Annotated in this window: 13 protein-coding genes; 10 read left to right on the plus strand and 3 right to left on the minus strand. The window is 64.3% G+C overall.

The features are described from left to right. Nucleotides 1-32: 32 nt before the first annotated feature. Complete coding sequence (locus GGD62_RS15405) at nucleotides 33-248, plus strand: hypothetical protein (protein WP_018322207.1); 216 nt, start codon at nucleotides 33-35, stop codon at nucleotides 246-248. 13 nt (nucleotides 249-261) lie between these two features. Next, the gene (locus GGD62_RS15410) at nucleotides 262-432 is read left to right on the plus strand and encodes a hypothetical protein (RefSeq protein ID WP_183708960.1); all 171 of its coding nucleotides are present in this window, start codon (nucleotides 262-264) and stop codon (nucleotides 430-432) included. Between the two features lie 23 nt (nucleotides 433-455). Here the strand turns inward: GGD62_RS15410 and GGD62_RS15415 are convergent, their stop codons facing one another. Together GGD62_RS15415 and GGD62_RS15420 are read right to left on the minus strand one after the other, a co-directional pair. Then, a complete protein-coding gene (locus tag GGD62_RS15415) occupies nucleotides 456-1,394 on the minus strand; it encodes a sugar kinase (RefSeq protein WP_183708961.1) in 939 nt (312 codons plus the stop codon). After that, a complete protein-coding gene (locus tag GGD62_RS15420; protein WP_183708962.1) occupies nucleotides 1,378-2,424 on the minus strand; it encodes an SPFH domain-containing protein in 1,047 nt (348 codons plus the stop codon). The genes GGD62_RS15415 and GGD62_RS15420 overlap by 17 nt, the downstream gene beginning before the upstream one ends. A gap of 100 nt (nucleotides 2,425-2,524) precedes the next feature. Here GGD62_RS15420 and GGD62_RS15425 point away from each other — a divergent pair, with 100 nt between their 5' ends. From GGD62_RS15425 to GGD62_RS15455, 7 genes are all read left to right on the plus strand, one after another. Then, entirely contained in the window at nucleotides 2,525-3,265 is a 741-nt protein-coding gene (locus GGD62_RS15425; protein WP_092260287.1) for an NrtR DNA-binding winged helix domain-containing protein, read from the plus strand. A 268-nt stretch (nucleotides 3,266-3,533) separates the two neighbouring features. Then, nucleotides 3,534-4,931, plus strand: coding sequence for an MFS transporter (locus tag GGD62_RS15430; RefSeq protein WP_183708963.1), 1,398 nt, complete (start codon nucleotides 3,534-3,536; stop codon nucleotides 4,929-4,931). A gap of 122 nt (nucleotides 4,932-5,053) precedes the next feature. After that, entirely contained in the window at nucleotides 5,054-5,881 is an 828-nt protein-coding gene (locus tag GGD62_RS15435; protein ID WP_179734423.1) for a 3-keto-5-aminohexanoate cleavage protein, read from the plus strand. Nucleotides 5,882-6,016: 135 nt separating this feature from the next. Next, a complete protein-coding gene (locus tag GGD62_RS15440; RefSeq protein WP_183708964.1) occupies nucleotides 6,017-7,222 on the plus strand; it encodes an MFS transporter in 1,206 nt (401 codons plus the stop codon). A 191-nt stretch (nucleotides 7,223-7,413) separates the two neighbouring features. Beyond that, a complete protein-coding gene (locus GGD62_RS15445) occupies nucleotides 7,414-8,643 on the plus strand; it encodes a CaiB/BaiF CoA-transferase family protein (RefSeq protein ID WP_183708965.1) in 1,230 nt (409 codons plus the stop codon). 209 nt (nucleotides 8,644-8,852) lie between these two features. Continuing rightward, nucleotides 8,853-9,068 carry a hypothetical protein gene (locus GGD62_RS15450; RefSeq protein ID WP_018322217.1) on the plus strand — a complete coding sequence of 72 codons (216 nt, stop codon included), beginning with the start codon at nucleotides 8,853-8,855 and terminating at the stop codon, nucleotides 9,066-9,068. Between the two features lie 97 nt (nucleotides 9,069-9,165). After that, the gene (locus GGD62_RS15455; protein WP_183708966.1) at nucleotides 9,166-9,558 is read left to right on the plus strand and encodes a RidA family protein; all 393 of its coding nucleotides are present in this window, start codon (nucleotides 9,166-9,168) and stop codon (nucleotides 9,556-9,558) included. A gap of 4 nt (nucleotides 9,559-9,562) precedes the next feature. Here GGD62_RS15455 and GGD62_RS15460 read toward each other — a convergent pair whose 3' ends face one another. Then, on the minus strand, nucleotides 9,563-10,225 hold the full coding sequence (locus GGD62_RS15460) for a TetR/AcrR family transcriptional regulator (RefSeq protein ID WP_183708967.1): 663 nt from the start codon (nucleotides 10,223-10,225) through the stop codon (nucleotides 9,563-9,565). A 211-nt stretch (nucleotides 10,226-10,436) separates the two neighbouring features. Here GGD62_RS15460 and GGD62_RS15465 point away from each other — a divergent pair, with 211 nt between their 5' ends. Next, complete coding sequence (locus tag GGD62_RS15465) at nucleotides 10,437-11,672, plus strand: acyl-CoA dehydrogenase family protein (protein WP_183708968.1); 1,236 nt, start codon at nucleotides 10,437-10,439, stop codon at nucleotides 11,670-11,672. The last annotated feature ends 114 nt before the right edge of the window (nucleotides 11,673-11,786 follow it).

An 11,786-nucleotide genomic window follows, 5' to 3' on the forward strand; every position in this document is an offset into this window, starting at 1 on the left:
AAATTCTGAAACTCAAAGCCAGGAGTTGGACAATGGGCCTTGCTCAATATGCCATCGTGCCGGTGAGGGACGAATGGGGCGTGCTGCACGACGGCGACGTCAAGAACACATACGCCACCAAGGAAGCTGCATTCGAATCGGCGGTCGCCGCCGCATCCCTCGCGCTTCGTGAGGGACATGAAGTCCAGGTCAGCGTGCCCGGCCGCGAAGCCGGAGGCAACGCGCTCGGCGTCCAGGACAACGCTTGAGAAGGAAGACGCGATGACCAAGCCGCGTGAGCCGAACGGCGTCGAGCCATCCCGCTCCGAGGACGACATCCAGCGGGAGCAGCTGGGTCCCCGCGGCGTGCCCGGTGCGCCTGATCCGGCCAAGATGACCCCGCAGCGCGACAAGAAGACGCCGAGGCACGTCGATCCCGGCCACACCGCGTGAGGCGGCGCGGCGGCCTAACATGATCAGACGATCAATCGTCCGCGCCGCGCGGCGATCCCGATCGCAACCTCGGCACCCGCGTTGAAGTCGAGACGGTCGGCTTCAATGCCGTCGCTGAAGATGACGCCGTTTTCCGCCATCAGCGAGCGTATGCGCAACTGGTCCGCCGAGGCGAGCCGGCCGCAGACGAGATGGGTCTGCGAATGGCGGCTGGGGAAGGGCTCGCGCACCGCGAAGCGCAGCTCCGGCGCGTCCCAGGGCAGGGCCTCGTAACCGGTCAGCGGGGGAGGCTGCCCAACAAGACTGCCGGCAATGGCCAGCGAGCCCGTGACGATGCTTTTGATCCAGGCGGTCGATCCGAGCCCGGTCGAGACGATCAGTCCACTTGAAGATTGCCGTTCCGTCGCCCCGCCGGCGGCAAGCTCATAGATCGCGGAGACATGCGTCCGTGCGCCGATGAACAAATCGTTGACGGCGTAGAGCACCTGGCCATCGTTGAGCCGTGCTTCCGCCATCGTCACGGCCTGGCTGCCGCGCTTCTCAGTGGCGACCTCCGGCAGGAGCTTGGCGAGGTCGCGCGGCGCGAAGGGCAGGAGGATGCCGTCGTGGCGCGCGGGATCCGGATTGAGCCCGATCAGCGGATGGTCATCGAGATATTTCATCGTGTTGGCGACGACGCCGTCCTGGCCGAGCGCGACGACGATGTCATCAGGCCCGAAGAGGAAGTTCGGCAGGAAGCCGCGGTCGATGACCTGATAGCGCCCCCATTGCTCCAGCACTTGCAGCGTCGTGTGACGCTGGGCACGATAGACCTCGTGCTCGCGCTCATAGTCGGAGAAGTCGGCGCCGAGATGCTCGACATAGAAGCGCGCCTGTGCCGCCGTCAGGTGGCGCGCGATCAGGTCCTCCAGCCTGGTCTTGCGCGTCACCAGCACCACCTTGCGGTCATTGGCGGCGGGCATTGGCGGCCTCCGTCGGCTTCGGCTTCTCCATCAACTGGCTGAGCAGGTCCGGCGAGACGTTGAGCTGGCCGATCTTCTCGGCCTTCTCGGCAATGCCGGAGAAGGCTTGCGCGATCAGCTGACCTGGCTGCATGCCGGCAGCGGCAAGCGCCTGGATCACGCGGGTGTCGACGCCCTCGAAGATCTTCATCAGCGCGCCGACGCGGTAGGCCTCGGCGTCGGCCAGCGTCCTGGTGTTCTCGGCGTTGAGGCCGACGAAATCCTTGCGCTTGCCCTCCAGCACGATGTCCGCGGCCATGCCGGCCTCGCGCAGCTCATTGCGCTTTGCCGCAACGCTCGCCTCGGCGTCCATCTGGGTCTCGCGGATCGACCGCTTCTTCTGCTCGACCGCAATCTCGGTGTCGAGCTCGCTCTCGCGAATGGCGCGTTCCTGCTCGACGGCGAAGTTGCGCCGGGCGAAGATCGCTTCGTCCGCGTTCTTCAGGATCGCTTCGCGCGCTTGCGCCTCCAGCGCCTTCGCGGTGTCCGGCGTCGGCTTGATGCCGCGGATCGACACGCCGAGGATTTCGAGGCCGAGAGCTGCGATGTCGGCGCGCGCCCTCAAGCCGCCCGCGATGATGTCGGCGATGCGGTCGGACGCCTGCAACGCGTCCCTCAGCGTCAGTTCCTTCACCGCTTGCTGGGCGAGGACCTCGACCGTGCCGAGGATGCGTTCCGGCAGCTTTTCCGGATCGTCGCTCGCATAGGTCTTGCCGTCAGCCTTCAGGGTGAAGTCGAGCATCGAGGCCGCCTTCTTCGGGTCGCTGACGCGATAAGTCACCTGGCCCTGCACGGTCAGCGTCTGAAAGTCGCGCGCGGTCTGCTCGAAGATGAACGAGGCGTCGCGGCTGCCGACGGGCACCGCGACCAGCATGGTCACCGGCGCGTAATACAGCGCGGAAAGACCAGCACCCTCGGCGACGATCGCGCCGGCGCGATACTTCATCAGATAGGTGGTGGGCTGGGCCTTGATGAACCTGACGCCGAACATGTGTTTCTCCAACGGCTGCAATAAGTGTGTCTGAGCAACTAAGTAAGTTGGACTGTACAACTAACTATGCTACTGTCAAACCGAACAGGGAAGATTGGCGATGGCAGGTGAGGGGCGGAGCAAGGACCTTGGCAAGGGCCTTGGAAAGTCTGGAGAATTGGACTTTCCGCGCCCCCTGACCACGGTCGATGTCGTGATCTTTACGATCCTCGACGACAGCCTTCAGGTGCTGCTGATGCAGCGCCCGGCCGGCGAGGGCGAGCCGTTTCCGCTCAGCTTGGCGCTGCCGGGCGGCTTCGTGGACGTCACGAAGGACCGCGACCTCGCGGCTTGCGCGGCCCGCAAGCTGAAGGAGAAGACCGGGGTCACCAGCCCTTATCTGGAGCAACTCGGAAGCTGGGGAAGCGCGACGCGCGATCCGCGCGGCTGGTCGGCGACGCACGCCTATTTCGCGCTGATCCCGGCGGACGCAAGCGTGCTGGCGAACGATGCGCACTGGTTTCCAATTCGAGGGGGCAGGCTCAAGGACAAGCTCGCCTTCGATCACGGCGACATCCTCGCAACCGCGATCCAGCGCCTGCGCAACAAGGTGGAATACACCTCGCTGCCGGCCTATCTGATGCCGCCGGAATTCACGCTGCCGGATTTGCAGCGCGTCTACGAGATCGTGCTCGACCGCCCGCTGGAGAAGAGCGCCTTCCGCACCCGCATCCTGTCGGCCGACATGATCGAGCCGGTCGCGAAGATGCGGCGCGGCCCGAACCGCCCGGCGCAACTCTACCGCCTGAAGAAGGGCAGCGAGCCCGTGTATTTCGTGCGGACGTTCAATCCGCCGGAATGAATTCCGCGGCGACATGCCGAGCCGTCGGTCAGCGTGCAGAGTGGGTCGGCTCGGCCCTTTAGCCCAGATAACATCATGTTAGGTTTATCGCATAACTGGGTAATTGTGTTAGCCCGGCGAAAGCCTACTGTCTCTTCACTCAAGACACCGACCGGCAGTGCCAAGCGCTCGCGGAGCTCCGCAGAGCGCCCGGGGATTGCTGTCCAATTGTCCAGCGAAGCCCGCCAACGGGACGCATCAAACGAACAGATCGGGAGGAGCTTTTGTGATGGGTACCACGCGCGCGATCCACGACATGAGTCAGTCCAGAAAGGCTGCTGCCAGCGGCTGGATCGGGTCGGCTCTCGAATATTATGACTTCTTCATCTATGCGACCGCTGCGTCGCTGATCTTCCCGCAAATCTTCTTCCCGTCGGACAATCCCACGGTCGCGATCGTCGCATCGCTGGCGACCTATGGCGTTGGATATGTGGCCCGGCCGATCGGCGCCTTCGTGCTCGGACATTGGGGCGACACCCATGGCCGCAAGACCGTCCTCATCCTCTGCATGTTCCTGATGGGCATCTCGACCATGGCGGTGGGCATCCTGCCGACCTATCAGCAGGTCGGCATCCTGGCGCCGATCCTGCTCGTCATGCTGCGCCTCGTGCAGGGATTTGCCGTTGCCGGTGAAATCTCCGGCGCAAGCTCGATGATTCTGGAGCATGCGCCGTTCGGTCGACGCGGTTTCTATGCAAGCTTCGCCCTTCAGGGCGTACAGGCTGGACAGATTCTCGCAGCTGCGGTCTTCCTGCCGCTGGCGGCCTATATGCCGACCGACGCCTTCAACAGCTGGGGCTGGCGGATTCCCTTCCTGCTCAGCTTCTTCGTCATCGTCGCGGGCTACATCATTCGCCGCGAAGTCGACGAGACCCCGGCCTTTGCGCGAGAGGGCGAGCGGGGAGAAACGCCGCGGGCGCCCATCGTTCAGGCCATCAAGCTGAACTGGCCCGACATGCTCAGGGTCATCTGCATGGCGCTGATGAATGTCATTCCGGTTGTCGCGACCATCTTCGGTGCGGCCTACGCGGTGCAGCCGGCCTACGGCATCGGCTTTGCCAAGGACGTTTATCTGTGGATCCCGGTCCTCGGAAACATGCTGGCCGTGTTCGTTATTCCCTTCGTCGGCAATCTCTCCGACAAGGTCGGGCGCAAGCCTCCGATCGTCGTGGGCGCGCTGCTCTCCGGCTTGCTCGCCTTCGGCTACCTCTATGCCATCAGCATCAGGAACGTGCCGCTGGCGATCCTGCTGTCGCTCCTGATGTGGGGCGTCGTCTATCAGGGCTATAACGCGATCTTCCCGAGCTTTTACCCGGAGCTATTTCCGACGCGCACACGGGTGTCGGCGATGGCGATCTCGCAGAACATCGGAACGACCATCACCGCCTTGCTTCCAGCCCTGTTCGCCATCGTAGCACCTCCCGGCTCGGCCAACATTCCCTTGACGGTGGGCGCGATCGCCTTCGGCATCACGGTGATCGCGGCGCTGGCGGCCGTCACGGCTCGGGAAACCTATCGGATCAAGATCGACGATCTCGGCAATTCCAAGGCCGTTCCGATGCCGCGAGCCGACTATGAGCGGCAGCGTGCGGAAGCCGCGAATGGTGTGGCCGCAGTTCAGACCTGACGAGAACGCAAGGAAGCCGTGCCGCTGCGACAATTGATGTTTGCGGCGGCAGGGCTCTGCGCGCTATGTCAGGGCCTGATCGAACTTGGTGCGCGTGAGCGCGATCATCATGAGGTTGCAGGATGAACCCCGTCGTCGTTGCTGTCGCTATCACCGGCTCCGTTCCGCGCAAGAAGGACAATCCGGCGGTGCCGATTCTGCCGTCCGAACAGATCGAGTCGACGCAGGAGGCCTTCGAGGCCGGCGCCACGCTTGCCCACATCCACGTTCGCAATGATGACGAGACGCCGTCGTCCGATCCCGAACGTTTTGCGAAGGTAGCGGAGGGGATCAGGAAGCATTGTCCTGGCATGATCGTCCAGTTCTCGACCGGCGGGCGGGGCCGCGATCCCTCGGCGCGCGGATCGTCGCTTTATCTGAAGCCGGACATGGCCTCGTTGTCCACGGGATCGGTGAACTTCCCGACGATTGTTTATGAGAATAGCGCCGCCCTGGTCGAGACCCTCGCCACCGGCATGCAGACGAATGGCATCCGGCCGGAGATCGAGATCTTCGATCTGTCTCATATCCATGGTGCCCGCCGCCTGATCGAGGCGGGGCTGATCGACACACGTCCGCACGTGCAGTTCGTCATGGGCGTCAAGAACGCGATGCCGGCGGACGAGCATGTCCTCGACATCCTGCTGGCAGAGCTCAGGCGGCTGATCCCGCACGCGACCTGGACCGCGGCCGGGATCGGACGTCACCAGGCCGAGGTCATGGGCTGGGCGCTGGCGCGGGGCGCCGACGCGGTTCGGACCGGGCTCGAGGACAATATCAGGATCGACAAGACGCGCCTCGCCGCCAGCAATGCGGAGCTCGTGACCATCGCCTGCGAGGCTGTCACGCGCCACGGTCGCCGCGTTGCGACCGCCGCCGAGGCGCGATCCTTGCTCGGGATCGCGCGGTAGAGGCTACTGCCTCCTCCTGACATGCTCCCGGCTGCCTTCTGCCATTCGGCGGCCGGCGTTCCCGTGCGCTGAGTCTCCAGCTAAGAGAGGTGTCACAGGCGTGATCGGCGCCTGCCGGGCAGGCGAACGTTTGGAATGCGGTTCTTGAAAACTGACAGCAGGCTGATCGGGGTCCTGCTGGTGCTCGCCATCACGCAGCTGGTCGGATGGGGCACGATCGGGCTTCCTGCCATCGTCGGGCGCGATCTCGCCGCCGATCTCGGCATGAGCCTGCCGGCGGTGTTCGCCGGGACATCCGTTCTCTACGTCTCGATGGGGCTGTGCGCGCCGTGGCTCGCCAAATCGTTTGCGCGGCATGGCGCGCGGACGGTCATGATGGTCGGCACGGTCGTCACCGCGCCCGGCTTCGTGCTGCTGTCCCTCGCGCGAGAGCCGATGCTCTATTTCGCCGCCTGGATCGTCCTCGGCATCGCCGGCAGCGCCACGCTGTCGACCGGCGCCTATATCATGCTGAACGAGGTCGCGGGACGGCAGGCCAAGAACGCGATCGGGGCCTTGATGCTGGTAACGGGCCTGTCCAGCAGCATCTTCTGGCCGACGACCTCGTTTCTCAGCGGGCACCTCGGCTGGCGCGGGACGTGCCTGGTTTACGCGGCCATGCTGATCCTCGTGTCGCTTCCGCTCTATGCATTCGTGGCGCCGCGCCGGAGACTTGCGAAGGACGATGGCGGCACGCCGGCTAAGTCTGCCGATGTGCCCGCGATTCCAAGGAGCACTTTCGGCCTCGTCGTCGCCGCGATCACGCTCAACGCCTTCGTCAATTTCGGCATCAGCGCCGTCATGATCGAGCTGTTGCGGGCGGAGGGGCTCACGCCTGCGCAGGCCCTCGCGTTCGGCTCGATGCTGGGCGTGATCCAGGTCAGCGCCCGCGGGCTCGATCTCCTCGGCGGCGGGCGATGGGACGGCATCACGACCGGGCTCGTCGCGGGCACGGCGCTGCCCGTCGCCATGCTGCTCTTGATGCTGAGCGAAGGCGCGACCTGGGCGGTCGCGGTCTTCATCCTGCTCTATGGCGCCGGCAGCGGCGCGATGGCGGTGGCGCGGGCGACCATCCCGCTGGTGTTCTACGACCAGGCCGAGTTCGCCAAGGCGATGTCGATGATCGCGCTGCCGCTCAATCTGGCGTCCGCGATCTCGCCGCCGCTCCTGGTCGGCCTGCTCACCCAATTCGGCAGCCGCGGCGCGCTCGGTCTCACCTTCGTCTGCTCCTGCGCGACGGTATTGATCCTGATCCTGCTCGGCCGGCGGCGGCCGCGCGTGGCGGCGGCAGCCGTGACCTGAGCCGATCAGGCAATATTCGCGGCGCGGAAAGTTGCGGACAGGAATTGGCGTGCTGCCGGAGCTGCGGATAGCCGTATGCCGCCAGTGCAGGGCTCAAGGCGCCAAAATAGTGTATCCGCTGGGGAGCGCGGCCGCTCAGAGCCGCCGCGCCAAAATCAGCTCTAAGATTCAGTTCCCTGGAGGAAATCGACATGTCGGCCCTGCCGCTCTCAGGCATCAAGATCCTTGACCTCACGCGCGTGCTTGCTGGGCCTTTGTCGGCCCAGATGCTGGGCGATCTCGGCGCCGAGGTGATCAAGATCGAGCGGCCGGGCACCGGCGACGACGCGCGCGCCTTCGGCCCGCCTTACCTCAGCGATCCCGAAGGCAAGGCCAACAACAACAATTCCTTCTATCTCTGCGCCAACCGCAACAAGAAGTCGGTCACCGTCAACATCGCCAAGCCCGAGGGCCAGGCGATCATCCGCGAGCTCGCCAAGGACGTCGACGTCTTCATGGAGAACTACAAGGTCGGCGATCTCAAGCGCTACGGCCTCGACTATGAGACCATCAAGGCGATCAACCCCGGCATCATCTATTGCTCGGTGACCGGCTTCGGCCAGACCGGACCGTACGCGCCGCGCGCCGGCTATGACGCCATCCTGCAGGCGATGGGCGGCCTGATGAGCGTCACCGGCCACATGGATGGCGAGCCGGGCGAGGGCCCGATGAAGGTCGGTCCCTCCATTGTCGACTACATGACCGGCATGAACACCTCGATCGGAATTCTCTCGGCGCTCTACCATCGCGACGCCAATGATGGGCAGGGTCAGCACATCGACGTCTGCCTGTTCGACACCGTCATCGCGTCGTTGTCGCACTGGCTGCAGATCTACCTCGTCAACGGCAAGACGCCGCCGCGACGCGGCACCTGGGGCAATGGCGGCATGCCGGCCGGCGTGTTCCGCTGCACCGATGGCGAGCTGATGCTGGTGGTCGGCAATGACGGCCAGTTCCGGAAGACCTGCGCCGTGCTCGGCGAACCCGAGCTTGCGAGCGATCCGCGCTTCGTCAAGAACAACGACCGCGTCACGCACGGCAAGGAGATCATGGCAATCTTCGCCGGCCTGTTCCTGAAGCAGCCGGTGGCCTACTGGCTGGACAAGCTGGAGGAGGCCGGCGTGCCCTCGGGTCCGATCAACAATTTCGAGCAGGTGTTTTCCGATCCGCACGTCCAGTCGCGCGGCATGCGGGTGAAGACCGAGCACAAGTTTGAACCGGAACTCTCGCTGATCCGCAACGCGCTGACTCTTTCGGGCACCCCCATCACCGAATATCGCGCCCCGCCGCTGCTTGGTGAGCACACGCAGGAGGTCCTCGGCGGCAAGCTCGGCTATGATGCGGGCAAAATCGAGACGCTGAAGCAGCAGGGGATCATCTAACTCAGCAGAGGCAGCGTGCGCTCTTACCCTCTTCCCTCGTGGGAGAGGGTGGTTCGCAGCAAAGCGGCGGCCGCAGAGGACGCGCGCGTGCTCGGGCTTGCCTGAGGCTTGCGCGCCATCCCCAGATAGTTCCGGTCCGTAGTCTCACAGGCTTCCGTTCCGCGCCAGACTCTGTTTCGATCTCTCCACTAACGTCGGGAGGGAAATGGATGTCCTACACGATCGGGTTCCAGGCCAAGGACCAGAAGGCAATTCTGGCGACCGAGGCGGCCACCGCCAATCAGGCCGTCGCTATCGTTGCCGCACTGCGGCAGAGTGCCGAGGAGATCAAGTTCATCCGCTCGCCGCAGGAAGGCGAGATGGGCATCGAGATGCTGCTGCTGCTCGCCAAGGAAGAGGCCGAGGAGATGCCGCAGCGGGCCTGAACCCGCGGCGACCACCACACTTCGATTAGAAGCGAAGCATGCCGGCTGCAGAATAATGTAGTCCGGCGTCGGTCTCGCTTGAACCGAAGGTGGCTGCATGAAACGCGAAGCGCTCCGCGTCGAACCGATCTCGACCTTTCTCGACCGCCGCAACGCACCGGTCTCGCCGGTGACGCGCGCCGGCAACATGATCTTCGTCTCGGGCCTGCCGCCGTTCGACCCGGAGACGGGCGAGATCGTGCAAATGCCGATCGAGCGGCAGAGCGAGATCGTCATGGAGCAGTTGAAGCTGTGCCTCCAGGCGGCCGGCGCCTCGCTCGACAACGTCATGAAGTGCAATGTCTACTGCACCTCGACGAAACATTTCGCCGCGTTCAACGCCATCTATGCACGCTATTTCCCTGAAGATCCGCCGGCGCGAATCTTCGTCTGCACGCCGGAATGGTTCGGCCCCTTCGACGTCGAGATCGACTGCATCGCGATGATGTGAGGGATTACCGCGCCGCGACCCGCGCCGGTGCCTTCGTCTCCGCCCGTCCCGCCGTCAGCGCCATCGTCGCCACGCTGACCACGCGCGCGACCACGTCCTCGACGTCGTCGAGGTCGCATTTGCCTTCCGACAATTTTATCAGCCGCTCGCTCTCGCGGATGGTGTGGTGCGCCATCGCGAGCGCGAAGTTGAGACCCCAGTAGATATCGACGTCGCTGCGGTCGGGCAGGGCACGGCGCATCGCGCCGGCGAATTTGCGCAAATGGTCGATCTCGCGGTTCTTGATGCGGCGGATCGGCGGCACAGATTCGATCGAGGCGCGGATCATGAAGCGCGCCGCGGTCGAGCGCTGGTTCTCAGGCCCGAGGCAGCCGCGCAGCGTCGGCCCGACCAGCGCGTGCAAGATCACCTCGATCGGTGCACGGCCGCCGCCTTGCTCTTCCGCCGCCTTCAGTTCGCGCAGGCGCTCGCGGTTGGTGGCGATCGAGCGGGTGACGAATAATTCCGCGATCAGCTCGTCCTTCGAGCCGAAATGATAGTTCACCGCGGCGAGGTTGACGCCCGCCTCCGCGACGATGTCGCGCAGCGTCACGTCGCCAAAACCGCGATCGGCATAGAGCCGTTCGGCGGCGGCGAGAATGGCAGACCTCGTATGATCGCTGGCCATGGATGTCCCGGAGGGGAGGGAGTTGCAATTCAAACAGTTGTATGAAACTATCGTTTGAAGGCCGGAGATGTCAATCGCAATCGGGACTCGTTCGCAACTTGCGAAGCCGGTTCCGAAGCGCCCGCAAGCTGTGCGCTTGCGGGCCGGACGGTCCGGCGCAAAACAGCTCGCGAAGCAAACAGCTTCGCAGAAGAGAGATGAGGAGCGTCCCATGGATTTCGATCTGTCGCCCAAGCAGAAGGAATGGCTCGACCGCGTGCGGTCCTTCATGGCCAAGCACGTGCGCCCGGCAGTGCCGATCTATGATCAGCAGGATCATGTCGGCGAGCGCTGGAAGGTGATCCCGATCCTGGAGGACCTCAAGAAGAAGGCGAAGGCCGAAGGCCTCTGGAACATGTTCATGCCGCCGAGCGAGCATGAGGACGACGAATTCCGCGGCGCGGGACTGACCAATCTGGAATACGCGCTGCTGTCGGAAGAGATGGGCCGCATCACCTGGGCCTCGGAAGTGTTCAACTGTTCCGCGCCCGACACCGGCAACATGGAAGTGTTCATCCGCTACGGCTCCAAGGAGCAGAAGCGCAAATGGCTGCGCCCGCTGATGGACGGCGAGATCCGCTCCGCCTTCCTGATGACGGAACCGGCGGTGGCCTCCTCGGACGCAACCAACATCGAAACCCGCATCGAGAAGGATGGCGATCATTACGTCATCAATGGCCGCAAATGGTGGTCGTCCGGCGTCGGCGATCCCCGCTGCAAGATCGCGATCCTGATGGGCAAGACCGATTTCAAGGCGGCCAAGCATCAACAGCAGTCGCAGATCCTGGTTCCGCTCGACACGCCCGGCATCAAGGTCGAGAAGATGTTGCCGGTGTTCGGCTTCGACGACGCGCCGCACGGCCATGCCCAGGTGTTGCTGGAGAACGTCAGGGTGCCGAAAGAGAACATCCTGCTCGGCGAAGGCCGTGGCTTCGAGATCGCGCAGGGCCGGCTCGGCCCGGGCCGCATCCATCACTGCATGCGCACCATCGGCAAGGCCGAAGAGGCGCTGGAGAAGATGGTGAAGCGCCTGTCCTCGCGCAGCGCCTTCGGCAAGAAGATCGTCGAGCACTCTGTGTGGGAGCAGCGCATCGGCGATGCCCGCACCAACATCGAGATGACGCGCCTGCTCTGCCTCAAGGCTGCCGACATGATGGACAAGGTCGGCAACAAGACCGCGCAGGCCGAGATCGCCATGATCAAGGTCGCAGCCCCCAACATGGCGCTGAAGATCATCGACGAGGCGATCCAGGCTTTCGGCGGCGCCGGTGTCTCGGACGAGGCGGGCCTTGCCAAGGACTACGCCCACATCCGCACGCTCCGTCTCGCCGACGGTCCGGACGAGGTGCACAATCGCGCCATTGCCAGACTTGAGGTTCGGAAGTATGCAAACTCTCCCGGTCACTAAGAGGGAGAGCCGGGAGGCGCTCCCGATCTGAAGAAACGGCAGGGCACGATGCGGTGACCGCTTGACGCAAGTGCGTCAGCGGTTACCGATTAGGATCATGCTCGACCTGAAATG

It is taken from the genome of Bradyrhizobium sp. ERR14 (assembly GCF_014198235.1).
In the GTDB taxonomy this organism is placed as follows: Bacteria; Pseudomonadota; Alphaproteobacteria; order Rhizobiales; family Xanthobacteraceae; genus Bradyrhizobium.

What these genes read in the sequence shown, in the direction of transcription:
- GGD62_RS15455 (WP_183708966.1), top strand. Translation starts at nt 9,166, where the DNA reads ATGAAACGCGAAGCGCTCCGCGTCGAACCGATCTCGACCTTTCTCGAC.
- GGD62_RS15425 (WP_092260287.1), top strand. Translation starts at nt 2,525, where the DNA reads ATGGCAGGTGAGGGGCGGAGCAAGGACCTTGGCAAGGGCCTTGGAAAG.
- GGD62_RS15445 (WP_183708965.1), top strand. Translation starts at nt 7,414, where the DNA reads ATGTCGGCCCTGCCGCTCTCAGGCATCAAGATCCTTGACCTCACGCGC.
- GGD62_RS15405 (WP_018322207.1), top strand. Translation starts at nt 33, where the DNA reads ATGGGCCTTGCTCAATATGCCATCGTGCCGGTGAGGGACGAATGGGGC.
- GGD62_RS15415 (WP_183708961.1), bottom strand. Translation starts at nt 1,394, where the DNA reads ATGCCCGCCGCCAATGACCGCAAGGTGGTGCTGGTGACGCGCAAGACC.
- GGD62_RS15430 (WP_183708963.1), top strand. Translation starts at nt 3,534, where the DNA reads ATGGGTACCACGCGCGCGATCCACGACATGAGTCAGTCCAGAAAGGCT.
- GGD62_RS15465 (WP_183708968.1), top strand. Translation starts at nt 10,437, where the DNA reads ATGGATTTCGATCTGTCGCCCAAGCAGAAGGAATGGCTCGACCGCGTG.
- GGD62_RS15450 (WP_018322217.1), top strand. Translation starts at nt 8,853, where the DNA reads ATGTCCTACACGATCGGGTTCCAGGCCAAGGACCAGAAGGCAATTCTG.
- GGD62_RS15420 (WP_183708962.1), bottom strand. Translation starts at nt 2,424, where the DNA reads ATGTTCGGCGTCAGGTTCATCAAGGCCCAGCCCACCACCTATCTGATG.
- GGD62_RS15440 (WP_183708964.1), top strand. Translation starts at nt 6,017, where the DNA reads ATGCGGTTCTTGAAAACTGACAGCAGGCTGATCGGGGTCCTGCTGGTG.
- GGD62_RS15410 (WP_183708960.1), top strand. Translation starts at nt 262, where the DNA reads ATGACCAAGCCGCGTGAGCCGAACGGCGTCGAGCCATCCCGCTCCGAG.
- GGD62_RS15460 (WP_183708967.1), bottom strand. Translation starts at nt 10,225, where the DNA reads ATGGCCAGCGATCATACGAGGTCTGCCATTCTCGCCGCCGCCGAACGG.
- GGD62_RS15435 (WP_179734423.1), top strand. Translation starts at nt 5,054, where the DNA reads ATGAACCCCGTCGTCGTTGCTGTCGCTATCACCGGCTCCGTTCCGCGC.